General features: G+C 56.2%; 20 protein-coding genes, 1 tRNA gene, 2 pseudogenes and 1 riboswitch. Of the genes and pseudogenes, 7 read left to right on the top strand and 16 right to left on the bottom strand.

The features are described from left to right. A pseudogene (locus MVK46_RS10170) lies at window positions 1-429 on the top strand (MBL fold metallo-hydrolase); the annotation flags it as partial. On the opposite strand, the gene MVK46_RS10175 reads toward MVK46_RS10170, so the two are convergent. Together MVK46_RS10175 and MVK46_RS10180 are read right to left on the bottom strand one after the other, a co-directional pair. Further along, on the bottom strand, window positions 419-1123 hold the full coding sequence (locus MVK46_RS10175) for an aspartate racemase (protein ID WP_297536588.1): 705 nt from the start codon (window positions 1121-1123) through the stop codon (window positions 419-421). The pseudogene MVK46_RS10170 and the gene MVK46_RS10175 overlap by 11 nt on opposite strands. Before the next feature lie 2 nt (window positions 1124-1125). After that, window positions 1126-1470: a cupin domain-containing protein gene (locus MVK46_RS10180; RefSeq protein ID WP_297536590.1), complete on the bottom strand. Its 345-nt coding sequence runs from the start codon at window positions 1468-1470 to the stop codon at window positions 1126-1128. A gap of 128 nt (window positions 1471-1598) precedes the next feature. Here MVK46_RS10180 and MVK46_RS10185 point away from each other — a divergent pair, with 128 nt between their 5' ends. From MVK46_RS10185 to MVK46_RS10200, 4 genes are read left to right on the top strand one after another with little or no spacing between them, the layout of a single operon-like run. Further along, window positions 1599-2966, top strand: coding sequence for a TldD/PmbA family protein (locus tag MVK46_RS10185; RefSeq protein ID WP_297536619.1), 1368 nt, complete (start codon window positions 1599-1601; stop codon window positions 2964-2966). Beyond that, complete coding sequence (locus tag MVK46_RS10190; protein ID WP_297536591.1) at window positions 2959-3231, top strand: DUF4258 domain-containing protein; 273 nt, start codon at window positions 2959-2961, stop codon at window positions 3229-3231. Before MVK46_RS10185 ends, MVK46_RS10190 begins: the two co-directional genes overlap by 8 nt. Continuing rightward, a complete protein-coding gene (locus MVK46_RS10195; protein ID WP_050003476.1) occupies window positions 3228-3455 on the top strand; it encodes a DUF2283 domain-containing protein in 228 nt (75 codons plus the stop codon). The genes MVK46_RS10190 and MVK46_RS10195 overlap by 4 nt, the downstream gene beginning before the upstream one ends. A 2-nt stretch (window positions 3456-3457) precedes the next feature. Continuing rightward, window positions 3458-4783, top strand: a complete 1326-nt coding sequence (locus MVK46_RS10200; protein WP_297536594.1) for a TldD/PmbA family protein — start codon at window positions 3458-3460, stop codon at window positions 4781-4783. Here MVK46_RS10200 and MVK46_RS10205 read toward each other — a convergent pair. The 3 genes from MVK46_RS10205 to MVK46_RS10215 form a co-directional block, all read right to left on the bottom strand. Next, the gene (locus tag MVK46_RS10205; RefSeq protein WP_297536596.1) at window positions 4764-6044 is read right to left on the bottom strand and encodes an ATP-binding protein; all 1281 of its coding nucleotides are present in this window, start codon (window positions 6042-6044) and stop codon (window positions 4764-4766) included. The genes MVK46_RS10200 and MVK46_RS10205 overlap by 20 nt on opposite strands. A 51-nt stretch (window positions 6045-6095) precedes the next feature. Beyond that, window positions 6096-7091 carry a class I SAM-dependent methyltransferase family protein gene (locus MVK46_RS10210; RefSeq protein WP_297536598.1) on the bottom strand — a complete coding sequence of 332 codons (996 nt, stop codon included), beginning with the start codon at window positions 7089-7091 and terminating at the stop codon, window positions 6096-6098. A gap of 338 nt (window positions 7092-7429) precedes the next feature. Then, window positions 7430-7507 (bottom strand) — tRNA-Glu (locus MVK46_RS10215). A gap of 87 nt (window positions 7508-7594) precedes the next feature. Between MVK46_RS10215 and trm10 the strand changes: the two genes are divergently transcribed. Together trm10 and MVK46_RS10225 are read left to right on the top strand one after the other, a co-directional pair. After that, window positions 7595-8704, top strand: a complete 1110-nt coding sequence (trm10, locus tag MVK46_RS10220; protein WP_297536621.1) for a tRNA (guanine(9)-/adenine(9)-N1)-methyltransferase — start codon at window positions 7595-7597, stop codon at window positions 8702-8704. 56 nt (window positions 8705-8760) lie between these two features. After that, the gene (locus MVK46_RS10225; protein WP_297536600.1) at window positions 8761-9141 is read left to right on the top strand and encodes a hypothetical protein; all 381 of its coding nucleotides are present in this window, start codon (window positions 8761-8763) and stop codon (window positions 9139-9141) included. Between the two features lie 17 nt (window positions 9142-9158). Here MVK46_RS10225 and MVK46_RS10230 read toward each other — a convergent pair whose 3' ends face one another. The 11 genes and pseudogenes from MVK46_RS10230 to MVK46_RS10280 form a co-directional block, all read right to left on the bottom strand. After that, complete coding sequence (locus MVK46_RS10230) at window positions 9159-10979, bottom strand: proton-conducting transporter membrane subunit (RefSeq protein ID WP_297536602.1); 1821 nt, start codon at window positions 10977-10979, stop codon at window positions 9159-9161. After that, window positions 10976-11581, bottom strand: coding sequence for a hypothetical protein (locus MVK46_RS10235; protein WP_297536604.1), 606 nt, complete (start codon window positions 11579-11581; stop codon window positions 10976-10978). Before MVK46_RS10235 ends, MVK46_RS10230 begins: the two co-directional genes overlap by 4 nt. Beyond that, entirely contained in the window at window positions 11581-12786 is a 1206-nt protein-coding gene (locus tag MVK46_RS10240; RefSeq protein WP_297536606.1) for a hypothetical protein, read from the bottom strand. Before MVK46_RS10240 ends, MVK46_RS10235 begins: the two co-directional genes overlap by 1 nt. Then, a complete protein-coding gene (locus tag MVK46_RS10245; RefSeq protein ID WP_297536608.1) occupies window positions 12783-14141 on the bottom strand; it encodes a proton-conducting transporter membrane subunit in 1359 nt (452 codons plus the stop codon). The genes MVK46_RS10240 and MVK46_RS10245 overlap by 4 nt, the downstream gene beginning before the upstream one ends. Window positions 14142-14145: 4 nt before the next feature. Further along, window positions 14146-14763, bottom strand: a complete 618-nt coding sequence (locus MVK46_RS10250) for a hypothetical protein (protein WP_297536610.1) — start codon at window positions 14761-14763, stop codon at window positions 14146-14148. After that, a complete protein-coding gene (locus MVK46_RS10255) occupies window positions 14760-15719 on the bottom strand; it encodes an NADH-quinone oxidoreductase subunit H (protein WP_297536612.1) in 960 nt (319 codons plus the stop codon). Before MVK46_RS10255 ends, MVK46_RS10250 begins: the two co-directional genes overlap by 4 nt. Before the next feature lie 21 nt (window positions 15720-15740). Then, window positions 15741-15805: riboswitch (Fluoride riboswitch) on the bottom strand. A gap of 53 nt (window positions 15806-15858) precedes the next feature. Further along, window positions 15859-16101, bottom strand: a complete 243-nt coding sequence (locus tag MVK46_RS10260) for a hypothetical protein (RefSeq protein ID WP_297536613.1) — start codon at window positions 16099-16101, stop codon at window positions 15859-15861. Then, window positions 16091-16258, bottom strand: coding sequence for a hypothetical protein (locus MVK46_RS10265; protein WP_297536615.1), 168 nt, complete (start codon window positions 16256-16258; stop codon window positions 16091-16093). Before MVK46_RS10265 ends, MVK46_RS10260 begins: the two co-directional genes overlap by 11 nt. A 45-nt stretch (window positions 16259-16303) precedes the next feature. After that, window positions 16304-18976: a valine--tRNA ligase gene (locus MVK46_RS10270; RefSeq protein WP_297536623.1), complete on the bottom strand. Its 2673-nt coding sequence runs from the start codon at window positions 18974-18976 to the stop codon at window positions 16304-16306. Window positions 18977-19161: 185 nt separating this feature from the next. Further along, window positions 19162-19908: pseudogene (locus MVK46_RS10275) on the bottom strand (class I SAM-dependent methyltransferase). A 30-nt stretch (window positions 19909-19938) separates the two neighbouring features. After that, on the bottom strand, window positions 19939-20865 hold a 927-nt coding region (locus MVK46_RS10280; RefSeq protein WP_297536617.1), incomplete at its 5' end, for an aminotransferase class I/II-fold pyridoxal phosphate-dependent enzyme.

Below are 20865 nucleotides of genomic sequence, written 5' to 3' on the forward strand. Positions count from 1 at the left end.
ACGAAGAACGTCCTCTCAACCGGCGAGATAGCAGAGAAGGAGGACTTCGAGAGGGCCGAGCTTGAGGTTTACACCATCGAGAACGGAAAGGTCGTGAGGGACGAGCTGAGGGACGACATGAGCCTCGTTGCCAAAACGCCGGAGGGCCTCGTTGTTGTGAGCGGTTGCAGTCACGCGGGAATCGTGAGCATAGTGAAGCACGCAATACGGCTGACGGGGGAGGAGAGCGTTAAGGCGGTCATCGGGGGCTTTCACCTGATTGAAGCGGGCGAGGAAAGAATAAGGAAGACCGTCGAAGAGTTTCAGAGGCTCAACGTTGGAGAGGTCTACACCGGGCACTGCACCGGTCTGAGGGCGGAAGCAGAGTTCCTTGAGGCCTACGGCGAGCGCTTCCACAAGCTCCACGCCGGAATGGTCATCAAACTCTGAGCTCCTCAAGTCCGAGGGCAAGCTTTACTGATTTCTCGGCTATGACGTCCATCGGGTCAATCAGGGGGACGCTCAGGTCGTCCGGCTTGAGCGCGACGCTGACCTCGGTACAGCCGGCTATTATTCCCTCAACTCTTTTTTCGAGCTTCTTCGCGACCCGCAGGAGGAGTTCCCGCCCGTAGGCAACGTCTCCGGCCTTGACTCCCTTGTATATCCCCTCCATTACAAGCTCCTGCCCTGTCCTGTCCGGCGTTGCGATGGCTATTCCCCTCCTAAGGAGCGCGCGGTGGTAAACGAGGCCCTTTATCGTTCCGTCAGTTGCGAGAAGGCCCACCTTCCCGAGGCCCATCTCCTTCACGCGTTCCGCGGTCTCCTCGACCATGTTGACGAGCGGAATCTTCACAGCTTTTTGGATGTCCTCGGCGAAGAAGTGAGCCGTGTTGCAGGGCATTATGATAAAATCAGCGCCCCAGCTCTCAAGCTTCTTCGCGCTGTCTATCAGCTCGGGCCTCGGGTCCTCGCCCCTGCCGAGGATGTAGGCGGTTCTATCGGGGATTTTCGGGTTGTTGTATATGATGATGCGCGGATGCTCCTGGTCCTTTTTAGCCGGGGTTTTCTCAACTATCCTTCTGAAAAGCTCCGCGGTCGCGAGCGGACCCATTCCACCGAGGATTCCGATTATTTTTTCACCCATGTTCACTCCTCCAGCCACACCGAGTCGTCGCCTTTGTAGTTGAGCTTCACCACGAAGAGCCTGAAGGGCTCGTCCTTTTCGTTGATTACCCAGTGAACGGTCTTCGGCTTGACGAGGAAGATGTCGCCCGGCTTCGCGAGGTACTCGGTCTCACCGATGCCGAGCTTAGCTTCACCGCTCATTATGTAGAACAGCTCGTACTGGTGAAGGTGGTAGTGCTTCTTAACCGTCTGGCCCGGCTTGACCTCGACTATCTGGGCGTACGAGCCTTCAGGGAGCTCTCCTTCAAAGAGCGGGAGCTTCCTGTAGGTGCCCCTGTCTATGAGGTTCTTTATTTCGGCCTTCATGCTCTCACCCCGCTAAAATTCGCGGGCAGTTGAAAAAGGTTTTCCTTTCGATAAAAATCGAAAGGCTCAAAAGGCTTTTATAGTTGTCCATCCCACAATGGATTGGACAAACGTCAACGGTGGTGGACATGGAGACACTTGAAAGGGCCCTTAAGTGGGCTGAAGATAACCTGAAGGCCGAGTACATCGAGCTGCGCTACGAGGACCTCAGGAAGACCACGCTCGGCCTCAAAGACGGCGTCTTCACGAGCTTCACGGGGAAGATTCACAGAGGCGTTGCCATAAGGGTTCTGGCGGATGGTGCCTGGGGATTCGCCTCGACGAGCGAGCTTCAGAACCTCGAGAAGAAAATTGAAGAGGCATACAAGCTCGCCAAAGCGGCCGCTCAGACGAAGAAGGAGAAAATCCAGCTGGCCGAGATAAAGCCCGTCGAGGACTTCGTGAAGAGCAAGATGCGCATCAAGCCGAGGGAAGTGGACATCGAGGAGAAGGTTTCCCATCTCAGGGAGCTTGAGAGGCTCCTCAAGGAGGACAAGGCAGTTAAGAGCGTTCAGATTCGCTACGAGGACGGCGGGGGGAAGAAGATACTCCTCACCAACGAGGGAACGAGGATAGAGTGGGACTACAACTACCTCTACCAGGGGGCCTACGTTACCGGAAAGGCCGGCGGAAAGCTTGCGATGGCGAGGGACAGCATTGGAGCGGTTGACTACGGCTGGGAGCTGATGACCGAAATAGAACCGAACGAAAAGGTTAAGGAGAGGCTTCTCAGGAAGATGCACAGCCAGCTGAAAGGTGTAGCTCCAAAGCGCGGCGAATGGCCGATAGTTGCCGGTCCGATAGTCGTTGGCATAATAGCGCACGAGGCTTTGGGGCACCTCGCCGAGGCGGACCTTACCATAAACTCGCCCTTCAAGGACCTCATAGGCAAGCAGATTGCACCGGAGTACGTCACGATGAGCGAGCGCTACGTTGAGGGCGGCTTCGGAAACGACAAGTACGACGATGAGGGTGTTCCTGTCAAGGACATTCACATCATCGAGAACGGAATCCTGAAGGAGCTGATGCTCAACCGCGAATACGCCCACAAGTGGGGCATGGAACCCAACGGCCACGCGAGGGCCGAGAGCTACCGCTACCCGCCGATAATCAGGATGCGCAACACCGTCTTCGAGCCGGGCGACCACTCATTCGAAGAGTTAATTGAAGACATCAAATTCGGCTACTACGTCGTCGACTTCCGCGGCGGGCAGGCCCAGCTCAACAGCGCCTTCCAGGTCGGAATCCAGGAGGGCTACGTGATTAGAAACGGCGAGATAGCCGAGCCGATAAGGGACACCTCGATTACCGGTGTCGCGATAGAGGCCCTCAAGAAGATAAGCGCCGTCGGCAAGGACTTCGGCCTTGAGGTCGGCTTCTGCGGCAAGGGACAGGTGGCCTTCGTAAGCTCGGGTGGCCCGCACATGCGCTTCGACGGGGGAATACTGATTGGCTGAAGTTCACTTCACCGGGCACGCCGTTGAGTCAATGAAAAAGAGGAACATCAAGCCAGAGAAAGTCGTTGAAGCACTTGAAGACCCGGACATCAAGGCAATAGACACGCTCACGGGACACTTCGTTGCGGTGAAGGGCAATGGTAAAGCTCTGGTCGTGATTTACGATGCCCGACTTGGAGGCATAGAAGTAGTGACCGTCTACAAGGCATCGAGAAAGGCTCAAATAGAAAACCGCCTAAGAAAGGGCAGGTGGGTGAGAGTATGAAGGTTCGCTACGACCCGCAGGGGGATATCCTCTACATCGAAGTCTCCCCCTCAAAGGTGGCTGAGACCGTTGAGATTGACGAAGATATCCTCGTGGATTACGATGAAAGCGGTAACATCGTGGGAATCGAAATATGGCGTGCCCGTGAAGTCCTCCTCGGGGAGATTATGAGACGCCTAAAGGAATTGGGAGTTGAATCCGGCAAAATTGAAGCGGAGGGTTAAAGATGGAGAACCTCATACGCTACGCTGAGAAGCTCTTTGATGAGGTTGAGATTGCCGTTTACCGCACGAGGGAGGTCAGCGCGAACGTCGAGCTGAACGAGATTTCAATGGCCTCTACGAGGAGCGGGGCGGTAACGATAATCCGCGGAATTAAGGACAAGCGCCTTGGCCTGGCCATAGTGGACAGCGACGAGGAGAAGCGCGTTAGGGCGGCGATAGAGCAGGCCGCTAAGATGGCGAAGCTCAACAGCAGGGATGAGAAGTGGGTCTCCCTACCGGAGCCGGGGAAATACAGGGAAGCCCCTAAGCCCAACTACGAGCTGAAGGATGCCTCTCCAGACGTTCTCGTTGAGATGCTCGTCAAAGCGATTAAGCTCGCCCGCGAGAAGGACGAACACGTGGTCGTTGCCGGCGGGGAAGGGGGCGTCAGCTGGGAAGAGAGGCAGATAGTGAACTCCCACGGAATAGACGTCTTCCAAGAGGGCGGCGCGGCGTTCTTCTTCATTGAGCTGGTCGGCAGGAAAGAAAGTGTCGTAACGCCGGGCATCTTCGACTTCGACGCGAAGAGGAATTTGAACCTCGACGTTGAAGGGGTCGTTGAGAAGGCCGTCCAGAAGGTCAAGTGGGCCTACACCGTCAAGCCGAGCAGTAACGAGGAAGTTCCGATAATCCTCGGTCCATGGGCAATTGCCGGCCTCTTCAGCTACGCGCTCCTCCCGGCCTTCAGCGGTGAGCGCTTGGTCAAGGAAACAACGCCTCTGGCTGGCAAGGTGGGCGAGAATATTGCGAGCAACGTGATAACGCTCTACGACGACCCCTTCCACGAGCTGTCGCTTGAACCTGTGATAGCGGACGGCGAGGGCGTTCCGACGAGGAAGAACGTCCTAATCGAAAACGGAACATTCAGGGGATTCGTCTGGGACAACTACTGGGCGAAGGTTTACGGAACCGAGAGCACCGGAAACGGGAAGAGGGACTTAAGGAGCGGGGGAATAAACATAGGCTTCCACAACGTCGTCATAGAGAAGGGCAAGCGCTCCCTTGAGGACATGATTTCGGAAATCGAGCACGGCTACTTCGTTGATGGCTTCCAGGGCGCACACTCCAGCAACCCGGACAACGGAAACTTCGCCGTAACGGCGAACCCAGCGTTCCTTATCGAGGACGGTGAAGTGGTTGGTTCGAGCGTCTTCCTCATTGCCGGAAACGTTTACGAGCTTCTCAAAGGGGCGAGCGAAGTAAGCCGGGAGCAGACTGTCATCCCCTTCATGAACACCATGATAACGCCCTTCATAAGGTTCGAGAACGTCAAGATAGCGGGGAAGTAGCCCTTTTCTCTTTCACCCATTTATCGAGTGGGACTACCTGAACTGTCTTTCCCCCGATTTCGAGAATTTTTCTGTCCTCCCACGTGACAACGGTTAGTCTTTCAATTCCTGTCTCAGCTGAGGCCTCGATTAGAGGCGAGAGCTCCCTGCCCTCGTTATCTTGGGAAAGCCTCCACGTAACTTGGATTAGCTCCTCCCCGGGAATTATGAAATCAACCTCTCGTTTGGATTCGGTGACGTAGAAGAACACATCCTCGTTGGGTTCAAGGCCGGCCTTGAGGAGCTCCGTGAAGACGAGGTTCTCAAAGAGCCTGCCCCGGTCAGTAACTCCCAAAACGCCAAGAAGGCCGTTGTCCACGAAGTACGGCTTGAAACCGAGGAGTTCCCTTTTCTTCTCGGACTTGATGTGAGCCCTGAGCGGGAAAAGGACGAGGGCATCGTTGAGGTACTCAATGTAGTTGGCGAGCGTCGGCTTTCCAACCGCTATCCCGAGGCTTTTCATCGTGGAGTGGAGCTTCGTTACCGAGGTGTGGCTCGACCTTGCGAGAAGCCTGAAGAGGAAGCGGAGGGCCTTGATGTTGTCCACGCGCCACCGCTCCACAATATCCCGGTAAATCGTCACGTCGAAAATCTCCTTGAGGAGCTCTCTCCTGAGCTCTGGCTGAAGAACGACTTCCGGATACAAGCCCCACTCAAGGCACTCCCTTAAAACGCCGAGGACCTTCCCCCTTACCTCAAGGCTCGGCAGTTCGTTTCCGATTTTAAGCTTCAGCGCCTCGTGGAGGGAAAAGGGATAGAGATTCAGCGTTACAGCCCTTCCCCTCAGGACGGTCGCTATCTCCCTCGACAGGAGCTTTGAAGATGAGCCGGTCAAGATAACCCTGTGCCCCCCGTCCAGGAGGTAGCGGACGAAGCGCTCCCATCCCTCAACCGCCTGAACCTCGTCAAGCAGGAAGGTTAGCTTTTCGTTTCTCGGGAGTTCGACGAGGGAGTAATAGACCCTGAGCATCTCCATGAGGTCGTTTGAAGTCGCCCCAATCAGCCGGGGGTCCTCGAAGTTCACGTACAGGCTTTTCCGCCTCTCATCGTCGAGTTCGTCCCACAGCTGAAAGAGGAAGTAAGTCTTTCCCGCTCTCCTCGGTCCAACGATTGTTAGGGCCCTCGACCTGGGGAGTTTGACCTCAACATGCCGGGGAACGTAATCGACCCTGAGCTCAAGGTAGTCCGCTATTACCTCTTCCCACGTCTCGCGTTCAATCATGTTTTATGTATAAAACATTCTTTTTAAAAACTTTGTTCTCCACGCAAAACATCACTTCAGAACCCGGAAGTCAATCGCGATGTTGAACTGCCTCGGTGCGTAGGGGCGGACTTTCCTCCGCTCAAGGAACTCGACCGAGAAGCCCAGCTCGCGCGCAATCGCTTTAATCTTCGCCTCGTGCTCAGAATAGAGGTCTTCCTCCGGGCCGAAGCCGTAGTAGTGGATTACGCCCCTGTTCCTAACGCTCAGCATCGCTTCCCTCAGAAAGCGGTCCGCGAACTTGGGCAGGTTCATTATCACGCGGTCGGCCCTGAGCTTTCCGGCAACTTTTCTCACGTCCCCGAGGATTGGCACGACGTTGTACGCTTTGTTCAGCCTGATGTTCTCCTCAAGGTAGCGAACCGCCCAAGGGTTCAGGTCACAGGCAAAGACGAGCTTCGCCTTCCTCGCGAGGAGGATTGAGTAGGGTCCAACCCCGGCGAACATGTCGAAGACAATTTCTCCGGGCATCGCCTTTCTGAAAATTCTCATTCTTTCAGTGGCAAGGCGGGGTGAGAAGTAGACTTTAGCAATGTCGAGCTTGAGCCTTATCCCGTTCTCACGGTGGAGGGTTTCCGTTCTTTTCTCCCCAGCGAGATGGATTAGCTCCCTGACGCGGTATTCGCCCTCAACCTTACTCCCCTTGGCGAAGACGGCCCCTATGTGCCTGTGGACCCTAAGGATTGCCTCGCCGATTGCCCTTCCGTAGGGCATCAGCCCCTCGGGGAGTTCGATTATCGCGATGTCCCCGATTATGTCGAAGGAGCTTGGAAGGAGCGGTCTAACTTCCTCGGGAACCTCAACGACCTCGCGGTAGCTGTGGGGTCTTCGCTCAAGCCTTTCAAACTCGGCCTCAACCAGCTCGAAGCCCTCAACTTCCTCCGTCACGGGAAACAGAACGAACTCACCTTCCCGCCTGACGGCGTATCCCTTCGCCAGAACGCCGAGCTCGATGAGCTTTTTCCGCACTTTCTCGGCCTCTCTCTTGGGGACTTTAACGGCGAGCATGACGGTTCACCGTAAATGGAGTTCAACACGAACACAATCTTCACGTCAAAAAAACTTTCCGCTGGTTCTCAAAGTTTGTGATTCTTATAGGCTCCTCTGCAATGGGATTTCGAAATCAAGCCCGCCGTTGAGAGTTTGAATTCACTGGACTAAGGCTTTTTCAAGAGGGTTCTATTTACCCGCGCTTCGAAGGAGTGCCTAAAAGCTTGAACACATTTAAAAGGCGCTTTTAAAGGAATTCATCCCCCAACGAGCAACCCAATAGGAAATTCACTCAAAAACTGCTCTTCAAAAGAGAATCACGAACTTTGATGAAACTTTGCCCAGCAAAGTTTCAATGGTGCCCGGGCCGGGATTTGAACCCGGGGCGCGGGCTCGAAAGGCCCGCATGTTTGACCGGGCTACACCACCCGGGCGCGTCCGTTTTTAGGGAGACTGGGCAGGCTTAAAAACCTTTCGGCCGGTAGATTTTTAAACCTCCCTCCAAGCCTCAAGCGATGGCCATGAAGACCCTTGCGGACGTTCTCAGGGAAGCACTGAGGGAGAAGGACATAGACAGCATAGGAACGCTCTCGAAGCGCTTTAGGAAATCCAAAAACAAGCTCCAGGACATTGCGATTGAGATAGTTCACGGCAAGGGCGCAATCTTCCGCGTTCCCCAGAAGACGGCAGTTGCGTGGGACCTGAACGGGAACCGCGTTGAGGGCTCTCACTACGCATACGCCCCCCTCTGCATGGCGGATAAGTTTGAAATGGTTCTCTCCCCGGAGGAGCTCCGCTCAAAACTTCCGGAGTGGCCCTGCTTCATAATCGACCTCCAGCTCTGGGACAAGCACACCCAAAAGGAGAAGGGCAAGGTCTGCCTCCAGATTAACCAGAGCTACGGACTTCTGCGCGACTACTTCACCGGCAGGGAGCTGGCAGTAACGTGGGCAAACGAGGAGTTCCGAGAGATGTTTCACGGCCCCCTTGACAGGATTACCGCTTATGACGGGCCAACGGCCGAGTTTCTGAGGGAGAAAGGAATAGACGAGGTCGTTCTCCTTGACCCCTGGGCGGATGAGGTTCTCAGAGAGGAGGATTTCAGTGTTAAGGCCTTTGTAATCGGCGGAATCGTCGATACAGGGGGTAACAAAAAGCTGACGCCGAGGATAGGCGAGGAGCTTGAAGGGGCAGGAATAAGGGTCAGACGGAGAAAGATAGTTCTCAGGGGTGACGTCATCGGCGTTCCCGATAGAATAAACAGAATACTCGCCGTGCTCCTCAAGATGATGGTTGAGGGCAAGCCCATGGACCGGGCCGTTTACGAGGTTCAGGAACCGCTCCACGCACGCTGGCGCCTCAGAAAAGAGCTTCCCAGAAGGGTAGTTAGATACAGAATCGACGGAAAGGACTTCCGCGTCGTCGAGAAGGAGCTTTTCGACGAATACTCAAAGTGGCTCAAGATAAGGTGGGAGGACTTCGTAAAGGTTCTCAGGGAGCTTGACCTTGTTGCACTCGATGAAAAGAGGATTCACCGCCTGAACAAGCTCTCGATGCCCCGTATAATAGGGGGGAAGCTCTACCGTGTCGTTCTGCTCAAAAGGGCAGCACTGCTTTGTTACAACTGCTGAGAGGCAGACCGCAGGACATTTAAACCCTACCTCTCATTCTTACTTTGGGGGTTACCATGGGAGTAAGCGCCCTTATAATCTTCCGGAACTACAACATTGGAACCCAGCAGGTTATGGGGGGTTCACCCTGCGACGTGATTCCAAGGATATACTCCAAGTTTAAGAAGGCCCACTGTCCGGAGCAGGCGATTCTCGATATAATCCGGGAAAACGGGAACGTTGTCTTCGGTGAGGGCGACAACAAGATGTTCACGGGCTACGACTTCGTTTACAAGGTCTGGTACACCGGGAAGACTCTCTTCATAGAAAACGAAGACCTGCTTGAGGATGACATGATTCAGGAAGTCCTTGAGGAAATGAAAAAGAAGTTTGGTAATGTTGACGTTAAGATTATCAAAGAACACGATGCAACGCTCTTTGAGATTAGCCTGAGGTAGCAAGCCAAAATTTAAAATCAAAGGAGGTAGAGAAGGTAAATCAGACCCGCAATCAGAGCGATTAGGATGTAGGCAACGTAGACGCTGTCCGAACCCCGCATCAGCTCGTGTCTGAACCACTCTGAAAATTCCAGATAGGCCTTTGAGAGCTTTCCGTAGGCGATGTTAACCCTCTCCCGCCAGTAGAGCCTTCCGTTCTCTTCCCTCGTGCCGTAGAGCCAGCCCTCGGTTATGAGAAGTATCGCGGAGTGGGCTATCGGCGGGTACTCCGGGTTGCTCAACCCACCGCTCCACGCTCTAACGCGCCTGACCCTCTTGAAGACCGTCAGCCTGACTATCACGTAGACGCTGACGCCGAAGACCGTTACGAGACCGGCCAAGTATGTCGGTGAGATTCCCCCGAAGTTCTTTGCAACTATGAGGAAGCCGTTTTTGATGCCGAGCGCTCCGCCGATAAAGGAGGTGGCCGAAATTCCAGCGAGCGAACCGACGACGCCGTTAAAGAGCCTGAAGACCGCAAGCGGAAGAACGCCAACAACAACGAGCACCGTTCCCATGAAGGCATAGGCGATGTCCTCAGCAGAGAGTTCCCTCCTTCCTCCGGCGCGCTGGACTCCGTGGGTTATTATCTTGCTCATCGCAACGCCGGCGACACCCGCGGTCAGGGCAACCAGTGAACCAACCAGAACCATCAAAACCTTGAGCCTTACATCGGGGATTTTGAAGCTCTGAAGGAGGGTCTCAATGCCGAGCCACTCACCGAGGAAGCCCGGGAACGGGGCGACGCCGGCCAGGCTGAGAGCGGAGACATAGCCCGCGACGACGCCGACTGTGGTGAGCCTGCCGGCCCTGACCTCCGGGAAGCGTCCGGTTCCGTTCTCAAGCCTCCCCGCGAGCAGGAAGAGCAGGCCCTTTGCAACGCTGTGGGCGAAGGCGTAGAAGAGAAGCGCCAGCAACGCGAACGAGGCGAGGGTTTTGTTGCCGGCGTTCAGGGCTACGATGGTTCCGCCGAAGAGTGCCAGCAGAACGCCGTCGTTCTCGACGGTGCTGTAACCTGGCAACTTCTTGACGTGCTCGGTGCCGGCCGCGTAGGCCGCTCCGAGTATGGCCGTTAAGCCACCGAGCAGGAGGAAGAACGAACCCACCCATGTGGCCGGACTCTCGATGAGGAGCAGTCTGACGAAGCCGTAAACTCCCATGAGCGTCAGAACCGCACTCAGGAGCGAGGAGAGGTTCGCCGGGGCCTTGCCGTGTGCATCCGGAAGCCAGACGTGGAACGGGAACATGGCCATCTTGACCGCGAAGCCGAGGCCGGCCAGGAAGAACGCAAGGCTCCAGAGTTCAGAGCCCTTCCATGCTGAAAACACCGTGGAGCCGGTCTCAACGGAGAGCAGGCCGAAGCCCGCTAAGATTAGGAGCGCGCTCAGCTCGCCAAAGGCGAGGAACTTGTAGGCTTCCCCCCTCGAGTTCTCCCTCGCGGTTATCCCGAAGTAGCTCGCTATCGTCATGACCTCCCAGCCGGCGAGGAAGCCGACCGCTCCCTTCGCAAGGAGTATCACGAGCATCCCTGCTATGCTCATCGCGAACGAACCCGCCAGCAACTTCGGATAGTGGTCGTCGTAGCTCAGGCTGAACAGCGAGGCCCCGAGCCACACTACCCCAGAGACCACGAGGAAGTAGCGGGAAACGTCGTCTATTCCCTCCGGCCGGACGAGGGCGAGAACCAGCAGGCCGGCCGAGAGAAGGGCCGAGAGCGCGTAGCTGGCCTTTTTCGAAATCATCGCGAGCAGGGAAGCGACGATGAAGCCTATGGTTATCGCGTAGAACGGGTTAATCATTCGACATCCCTCCCGGCAACCTTGAGGAGGCCCTCTATAATCTGAACGGGACTGGGTGGACAGCCCGGAACGTAGCCGTCAACCGGAACGAAGTCTTCAACCTTCCTGCCGCACAGTGCGCCGTTGGCGCAGGCTCCCAGAACCAAGACCCGCTTGGGTTCGGGCATCAGTTCGTAGGCCTCCTTCAGGACCGGAATCATTCCGTCGGTTGGACAGCCCGCAACCAAAAGAACGTCCGCGTGCTTCGGCGTCGGCGTGAAGAATATCTTGAGCCTGTGGACGTCGTAGTTTGGGCTGTGGAGGAGCGCAACCTCCCTGTTGCAGGCGTGGCAGGTTCCGACGTCGAGGAAGAAGACGTGGAGCGACTTCCTGAACGGGAGAGGATTTTTAACCTCGCTCAGTCCGGTTTTCTGGCCGAAGGGGACGTTGCAGAGACGGCAGTTGATGCACTTCCTGTAGTCAAGTCTCCCATCTTCAACGGCCCCGAACGGGCACTCCGCCGGAGCCTCGAGCGGGAAGCTGAAGGGAAGCTCCTCCTCGCTCACCCTCTTTGGATACTCGCTCGTCAGAACGCCCTTCCTGAGTCCCCTGATAATCCACATCACTCCTCACCCCCCTGCCAGAGGTCTGCATCCGCGAAGTTCAGGCCGAAGCTGTGCAGTCCGAAGGGGAAGTCCGTGAAGATGTTTCCTGTTATGCCCCTGCAGAAGGCCACGTAGTTTATCCTCGACGCTCCCCTGAGGCCAATCCATGAAACTCTGCCGTCCCTCAGCTCCACGAGCGTAAGAACGTCACCGTGCGGGGCCTCCGCCAGTCCGAGATTGAGACCTTCCCTAACCTCTGGGTCGGAACTCAATGCCCTGAAGTCAATCCCCTCAATAATCTCGAAGGAGCGCTCTATTTCCTCCATACGAACCATGAGCCTCGCAAGGGCGTCCCCGTCCTCGCACGTCACCGGTTTGTAGGAGTAGAACCTGTCGAAGGCCCGAACGTCCCTTCCGACTCCAGAACCCCTCGCCGCTACCCCAACGGCGTCGAGCTCGATTACGTCCTCCCTGCTCAGCCGGCAGGTGTTGTGGAGACGGTCGATGAATATCTTGCTCTCGAGTAACTCCTCCCTCAGCTCGCGGAACTCCTCCTTGAGCTTCCCAAGCCTCTCAACGGCCCTTCCGTCGAGGATTCTAACTCCACCCGGAACGTTCGCGCCGAAGCCGTAGCGGTGGCCGGTCAGCCTGTTGAGGACCCTGAGCGTTTCTTCCTCGAGCCAGTGGAAGTGCATCGTCGCGACCTTCTGGGATGCATCTCCAGCGAGCTTGTGGATGACGTTGAAGTGGTTGTAGAGCCTCTCAATCTCGAGGAGGCCCTTCCTGACCTCCCAGACGTCCTCGTCGGGGTTGGCCTCAACAGCCCTCAGGAAGGCGTAGGTGTAAGCTAAGGCGAAGTTCCCGACGGCCCTCTCAAGGACTGCTATGGTCTCCTCCAGCGGGCGGTTTATCAGCCTTTCCTCGATTCCCCTCCTCTTGTAGCCGTAGACGGGCCTTATCGAAACTATCCTCTCGCCGTAGGTGAGTATCTCGAAGGCCCCGGCCTGCCCCAAGCCACCGGCGGCGGGACCGAAGGTTAAAGGAACAGCGTTGCTCCCCGCCGGGATTCTGATGTAAGGCGTGGTCTCACCAATCAGGGCGGGCGCAATCTTCCTGTCCGGCAGTCTCTCCTCCTTCCTTATGAGAGCCTCGCCCGTGTCGTAGTCGAGCCAGACCGTTAGGTAGTTCCCGTTCCTCCTGAAAACGGCCGAGAGAGCCATCATATTACCAGACCCCCGGTGAGTGCAAGGTAGACTACGTAGAGGCTTACCCCAAGGGCTACGAGCGTCATTATCAGGGGTATCAGCTCCTCACCGCGCTGGAACTCCGCTCCCTTCCCCTCGCCGAAGAGCATCTTGGCCGAGTGCCAGTTGAGGGCCAGGAACGATAGGAGCAGTCCCGTTCCGATGAGGAGGGCCCACCAGCGGTTTATCGAGAGGGCCACCCCGAGTATCGACAGCTCCGCGAGGAAGGTTCCGAAAGGCGGTGCACCGGTCACCGCCAGGGCCGATAATCCGAAGGAGTAGCCGAGTGCCGGGCTGTCCTTCAGCAGGCCGTTGATTTCCCCAATCTCGTGGCCGTACCTGCTCACCGCACTTCCGGCGGAGATGAAGAGGGCGCCCTTGGCGAAGGCGTGAACCGCGATGAGGACGAATACGAGCTTGAGCAGGCCCGGCCTGTAGTAGCTCAGCGCGATGCCTATGGTAGCTACGCCCATCATGTCCATGCTCGAATAAGCCAAGAGCCTCTTGACGAACCTCTGCGAAGCCATTAGGATTGATGCCACCAGGACCGTCAGGATTCCGACGGTTAAAGCTATGTAGACGGCCTCCTTTCCGAGGCCCGTCGATGCCTTGAAGAGACGATAGTAAACGAGGAGCGCCGTTGGGAGGAGCGTTCCCGAGAGCATTGCACTTACCGGCGACGGGGCGCTTCCATGAGCATCTGGAAGCCAGCCGTGCATCGGGAAGAGGCCGACCTTTGTTCCGAAGCCGACTATGGCAAGCAGTCCAACAACGGCGCCGGCTTTCTCCGAGAGAACGAGGTGCCTGACGTCGAGGGTTCCCGCGAAGCTGTAGGTTATGACCACGGAGAGGAAGGCTATTCCAAGGCCCGCTGAGGCGATAATCATGTAGCGCCAGGCCCCCTCGACGTTCCGCTTCTTGCCGTCTGTGATTATGAGCACCGCGCTGACGACGGTCGTTGCCTCGAGGCCAATCCACATCCAGCCGAGGTTCGAGACGACTGCGGTGAAAATCATCGAGAGCGCGAAGAGCGAGAGGAAGCTCCAGTAGAGCCTGAGCGGGTAGAAGGGCCTCTCGACCCTCTCGACGTAGTAGAGAGAAGCCAGGGAGGCGAAGAAGTAAATCCAGGCTATCGTAGTCGCCAGAACCATCGAGTACCAGTCGGCGTAGAAGTAGTGGCTCGAGACGGTGTAGCCCCTGATGAGCATGTCAGTTGCTATTGACGCCGTTATGAAGGCCAGCCCTGGGACGATTGCCCTGCCGAGCCTCTCCGAGAGGAGCGGAAGGAGCGTCGCTATGAGCGGTATCGCGAGCAGGTAAACCACTGCCTCCATGCTATCACCCCACAAGCTCCTCGACTTCCAATGGCCCGTAGCGCTTCTCGGCACCTAAGACGACCGCGAGCAGGACGAAGGCTATCATGTCGAGCAGTATCCCGAACTCAAGGACCATGGGCATCGGCGAGAGCATCACCGCAAGGTATAGGAGCGCGTTCTCCTCGCTGAGGTAGCCGACTATCTGGGCCAAAGCGTTCCTCCTCGAGGTTATGATGAGCATGCTGAGGAAGAGCAGGACGAAGGCTATAACCCCGTTCCATTTGGAGATTGCCCTGTAAATCGGCAGGTAGAGGAAGTAGGCCAGAACCGCCACGATGAGGCCGAGGACTATCGCGTGGTGCGTCGTCTTAATCTCCCTTCCGCGCCAAATTCTCTCCTTCCTGACGTCCCTCTGGAGGAGCCAGGGTATCAGGAGTGCCCTGAACGCCACTGTGATTCCCGCGAGGATTACAAGCTCTGGGATTCCCTTCTCCCAGCCGACAATTCCGATAATCAGGCCGATTAGGACGGACTGGAACGCAACCGCGTCAATCAGCGAGTGCATGTAGGACTCAGTGAGCATGAAGAAGGCCGTGAGGAGGACCACCGAGCCGAGCAGGTTGAGGATTTCGTTAATCACGGCGCACCACCCCCGAGGAGGAAGCTGATGACGCCCATTATCGCCAAGAGGAAGCTGGCGGAAAGATAGTCGATGATGCGGAAGAGCCTTATCTTCGCCAGGGTCTCCTCAACGACGACAAAAGCCAGTATGAGGCCTAGCATCTTGAGGAAGAGCGTCGCGATTCCCCTGGCAATCTCAACTAAACTTGCGCTCGTCGCGAGGCCCCATGGAACCGCGAAGACGTTGAGGAAGACCGCCATCAGGATGAAGGACTTCATGTAGCCCGCCCAGGTGTTGAGGGCGTAGAGCGGGCCTGTGTATTCAAGGCCCTTCGCTTGGTCGAGCATTCCGAGCTCGTTGCTCCCGTGGGACTCGATTGGGAGCTTCCCCGTATCGAAGAGCAGGAGCATGAAGAAAGCGGCCGTGATGAGGATGTGCGTCGGGCTGAGGTACCAGCCTTCCGCCGTTATCCTGTGGTTCATCAGAAACGGGTTGTTTGTTCCGGTGATTATTGCCACTCCGAAGAAGACCATTATGAGAACCGGCTCCGCGAAGGCCCCGAAGTTCACGGAACGGGTCGCCCCTATCCCGGTGTAGTAGCTTCCCGTTCTCTCGGTGGCCAAAATCGAGGCCATTGCCGCTAGACCGAATATGAAGGTCCCGCCGAAGAAGTCCACCGTCGGGGCCAGCCAGCTCGGGAAGTTGCCGACTATTGGAAGCATCCAGGGCAACGTCAGCATTGCACCGAAGGCTACGAACGGCGCGATGACGAAGAACGGGCCGACTCCCTCTGGAATCAGAGTCTCCTTCCTGAAGAACTTCGCGAGGTCGTAGTAGGGCTGAAAGATGCTTATTCCCTTCCTCGACTCTATGCGCGCCTCTATCTTCTTGAGGATTCCGACCATGAGTGGTGAGAGCAGGAGCACGACTGTAACCTGGACTAAACCGATGAGTATCCTATCTTCCGGGTTCAAAGGCGTCACCTCCCCAGGGTGGAGAGAACAGGCGTCATCAGCCCCTTTCCGGGGCAGTTAGGGCGGACGCCATCGCCCGGAATTTTAGCCCGGCGGGTTTATGAGGCTGGGTTTTTAAAGGTTTTGAGGACTCGGGAGTTCACTGATGGACTTCTTTGGGTCGATGCCCTTCTTTTCTTCCGGCCGTGAGGTACTTGTCCATGACTTTAACGGCCTCCTCGTTACTCCAGTTGCCTCCGAGCATCCTGTTCTCGGCTATGTAGCCCGCAAGTCTGATTGCGAGGGTCATGTTCTCGTTAAACAGCTCGTACATCTTGAAGTTCAGCGAGGCCTCCTTCTTAGAAAGCTCCAGAAGTTTCATCCTAAGCTCTTCAACGTCCACCCCTCTCACCCCTCAGTTTTTCGTTTTCCTTCCTAAGCTCCTCAATGGCCTTCTTTAGAATCTCCCTGTCCCTCTTCATTTCCTCGTACCTCATCCTCATGAACTCCAAAAGCTTCTCCATATCCTCGATTCTGGCCTTAAGTTCCTCCTCGTTCAAGGCCCACACCGGGTAAGAATAGAGGGGAGGGCGTAAAAATCTAACTCAGAAGAACACTATAACCGCGTCCCCAACAACGGCAGTCTCGACCTCTTCCCCTTCGCTGAACACCGCCTTCCTGATGACGACGTCGTCCTTGCTCAGCTCAACCTTTTCTCCGTCGACCTCGAACTCGACCTTTCCGGTCTCCTTGAGCGCCTTCGCCACCTCATCGGCGTGCTCCTTGAGGTAGGCGGTAATCTTCGGAACGAGCTTTCCGTAGCGCGGACCGACGGTTCTGAAGTTGGGCTTTATCTCGATGATGCGCTCCTCAAGCTCTGGCTCGCCTTTGATGACCTCGAGTCTCTCGATGTTCATCGTTCCGGCTATGTCCCTCTCGATGGCCTTGAGCTTCTCGTAGGAGTCTGTTGCATAGATGGCCACGTGCTTGAGCTTGGCGTTCAAAGCCAGGCCGTGAGAGTTCTTGTAGCGCCTTATCGCGCCGACTATTTCCCTCGCCAGCTCGCCGAGCTTCTCGGCCTCTTCGTCGATTCTCTCCTCTCTGAACTTCGGCCATTCGAGGAGGTGGACGCTTTTAGCGCCAATCCGCTCGCGGAAGAGGTTCTGGTAAAGCTCCTCGGTGATGTGAGGGACGAAGGGCGCCATCAGGAGCATCAGGTTGTAGAGGAGCTCGTAGAGCGCCGCTTTTGCCTTGAGCTTGCTCTCCTCGTCGTCGCCGTAGAGGCGGTACTTAATCATCTCGATGTAGTCATCCGCCACCTCGTGCCAGACGAAGGTTATCAGCTCCCTCGTCAGAAGGTTGAAGCGGTAGCGCTCCATCTCCTCGGTGGCGAACTTGATGAGCCTGTGGAGCCTGCTGAGAATCCAGCGGTCGAGCGGTTCAAGCTCCTCTGGCGCTTTGGCCGGGTCAAAGTCCTCTAAGTGTCTCTCGGCGAAGCGGTAGATGTTCCAGACCTTCTGCAAAAACCTGAAGTTGTAGTCTACAGTTTCCCACTTGAACGGGTGGTCCTCTCCGGGCGGGGCGAGGGCCGTCCAGAGGCGGAGCGCGTCGGCGCCGTACTTCGGAATGACTTCATCAGGGGCAACGACGTTGCCGTAGCTCTTGCTCATCTTCCTTCCATCGGGTCCGGCGACCATTCCGTTGATGAGGACGTCGCGCCAGGGCTTCTTTCCTGTGAGCATGTAGGTCCTGAATATCGTGTAGAATGCCCACGTCCTTATGATGTCGGTTCCCTGGGGCCTGAGCGCGGTCGGGAAGTTGTGCTCGAACCAGCGCTTCGCCTCTTCGTCGCCCTTAATCGCATCGTGCCACCTGCTTATTATCAGCGGGGTTATGCTCGAGTCAACCCAGCAGTCGAGGACGTCGGTGACCGGTTTAAGCTCCGCGCCGCAGACCGGGCACTTCTCCACAGGTGGTTTATCAAAGCGCGGGTCAACGGGAAGGTTTTCCTCCCTCGCTGGGACGACGTGACCGTTCTCGCAGACCCAGAAGGGAATCGGCGTTCCAAAGACCCTCTGCCTGCTTATGACCCAGTCCCAGTCCATGCTCTCGGCCCAGTCCTTGAGGCGGAGGAACATGTCCTCGGGATACCAGTTTATTTCCTTAGCCACCTTCACTATCTCGTCCGTGAAGTCCTTGACCTTTATGAACCACTGCTTCTTGGGCAACAGCTCAATCGGGGCCATACAGGAGCTTCTCTCGGTGTGTCTCAAAACCCTGTGCCTTATCTTCTCCTTCTTGTATAGGAAACCCATCCTCTCGAGGTCCTCCGCAATCTTCTTCCTGGCTTCCTCCGTCTTGAGGCCGGCGTAAGGCCCGGCGTTCTCGTTCATGGTTCCGTCCTCGTTGATGACTATGATGACCGGCAGGTTGTAGCGCTTCTGCCAGACGACATCCTGCTCGTCACCGTAGGTACAGTTGTAGACGGCCCCGGTTCCAAAGCTCGGGTCAACGTCCTCGTCAGCCAGAACAGGCACCTCACGCTCGAATATTGGCAGTTTAACCTTCTTGCCGACGACGTCCTTGTAGCGCTCGTCCTCTGGATGAACAAAAACTGCCACACAGGCCGGCATGAGCTCGGGCCTCGTCGTCGCTATCGGGACGTAACCGGAACCGTCAGCGAGCGGGAGCTTGATGTAGTAGAGGTAGCCCTCCTCCTCGACGTAGCCGACCTCGGCCTTGGCGAGGCTCGTCCTACAGCGCGGGCACCAGTAAACGGGGTGCTCGGCCTGGTAAAGCAGTCCCTTCCTGTAGAACTCGAGGAGAGACTTCTGGACGGCCGCTTTATACCAGTCGTCCATCGTGTGATACTCCAGGTCCCAGTCGGCCGAGTAGCCTATCCTGATGAACTGGTTTCTCATGGCCTCGATGGCCTGCCAAGTCCACTCGACGCACTTCTGAAGGAACTTCTCGGGCTGGTCCTTGCTTATTCCGAACTCCTTCTCGACCTTCAGCTCGGTCGGGAGGCCGTGGTTGTCAAAGCCCTGCGGGAAGAGCACGTTGTAGCCGGTCATTCTCTTGTAGCGCGCAACGATGTCAATCCAAGTGTGGCTGAGCACGTGACCGAGGTGGAGCGTTCCGCTCGTGAACGGGGGCGGGGTGTCAATCGCGTAGCTCGGCCTCTTCTCGTCGAGCTCGTACTTGTAGATTTTCTCATCGAGCCAGAACTTCTGCCACTTGGGCTCAATCTCGTTCGGGTCGTAGTTCTTCGGGAGCATGGACATCACCCTTTAGGTTTTCAAACGATGTTCTACCCTCAGAAGGGAGCCTTAAAAATCTTGGCGGTGCCCTTTCAAAAACTAACTTAACCCGGAAAAGCGCCGATTTAAAGCGGGAAACTGGTGTTACGGTGGACGATAGGCACCACCAGTGCGCTGAAATGAGCCAGGGCTTAAAAAGTTTGCTACTTAACGGCAACCAGCCAGTATCTCCTGTCGTTGGGCTTCAGCTCGTGAAGGTTTCCGTAGATTTTAACTTTTCTGAAGTGCCTCTCGGCCAAAAGTCTCATCTCCCTCGGCGTGGAGATGTTAAGTTCATCGTCCACCATGAAGGCCCTAACGCTCCCGTCCGGTTTGATTATCTGAACGAGCCTCTTGAAGCAGAGCTTCTGAAAAGCTGGCTCTACCTCGCGCCAGTCGGTTATGATTAATCGCTCATCGCCCTTCCGCTCGTCCCACACTATCGGGCCGTCCCTTCCGCCGTAGTACCAGCACGGGAAGTCCGCTATGAAAATCCCGCTCTCTTTCAGCGCCCGGTTTACAGAATTAAATAACTCCTGAATTACAGAATCATCGAAATACATGATTGATGAAAAGAACATGGTTATCGCGTCGAACTCCTCCTAGAAGTCGAGCTCAAGCGCGTTTCCCTGAATGAACTCGATACCGAGCCCTTCTCCTTCGGCCTTTCTTCTCGCAACTGCCAGCATCTCCTCGTGGAGGTCGAGGCCGGTAACCTCGTAACCGCGCCTCGCGAGTTCGAGCGTTGGAATCCCGGTTCCGCAGGCGAGGTCGAGGATTTTCTTTACTTTCCTTTCGGCCTCTTTCCGGAACAGCTCCTCAACGAAGTCAATCTCATCCTCAACCCGCTCGGCCCTTTTCCGATAAATCACGTCGTAGTACTCGGCCAGAACGGTGTAGAGCTCATGCATAAGACCACCAAAGTGAAATCAGCTTCAATCTTAAAACCCTTCTCCCAGCTCCCTGAACACCCTGATAAGCCTGTCATTCTCTTCTGGCTTCCTCACCGAAAAGCGCACGTATTCCGGCAGTCCAAAGCTCGCACAGCTCCTCACGAGGATTCCGCGCTTCTTCATGGCCTCAACAAAGTCCTCAGCGTTCCCGACGCGCTTGATGAAGAAGTTTGCGTCGCTTTTAACATTCAGAACCCTTTCAAGCCTCTCCTTTTCGCGCCAGATGAGGGGCATCGTTCTCCTGAGGTGCTCGAAGCCGTCTTCGATGAGGAACTCGAGGAAGGCCACACCTGTCGAGCCTATGCCCCACGGCATTCTGACGCTCCTGAAAGCCTCTTCAAAACCAAGAACGTAGCCGACCCTTATTCCCGGCAAACCGTAGCTCTTGGTAAAGGTTCTGAGCTTCACGACGTTCTCCCCCTCAGGACTCTCCGGTTTTTTCACGAAGTCTATGAACGCTTCATCAAGAACGAGGAGCGCCTCTTTCTCTTCCACCGCATCGAGGAGTGGCTTGAGCTCCCTAACATGGTAGAACTTTCCGTCGGGATTGTTGGGGTTGCAGAAGAAGACGACCGAGTTCCTCTCGACGAGTTCTGCCAGCTTTCCCGGTTCGTTCGGGCCTTTGACGACCCTCGCTCCAAAAATTTTCGCTGTTCTCTCGTACTCGCCGTAGGTGTGCTCCGGTATTATCGCCTTCTTTCCGCGGAGCGCGAGGATTCCGAGCAAATAGAGCGCCTCGGTGATGCCGGCCGTTATAGTCAGAGGCTCGCCGACGAGTCCTTCCAGTTCCCCCTCAAGCCTCTCGTAGTAGGGGTAGCGGTCGCTTATCTCCTTCGCTCGCCGGAACATATCGTCGAGCCACTCAGGGGGGTAAGGATTGAGCGACGCCGAGAAGTCGAGCAAACCTTCCTCCCT

The organism is Thermococcus sp. (assembly GCF_027066465.1).
Classification (GTDB): domain Archaea; phylum Methanobacteriota_B; class Thermococci; order Thermococcales; family Thermococcaceae; genus Thermococcus.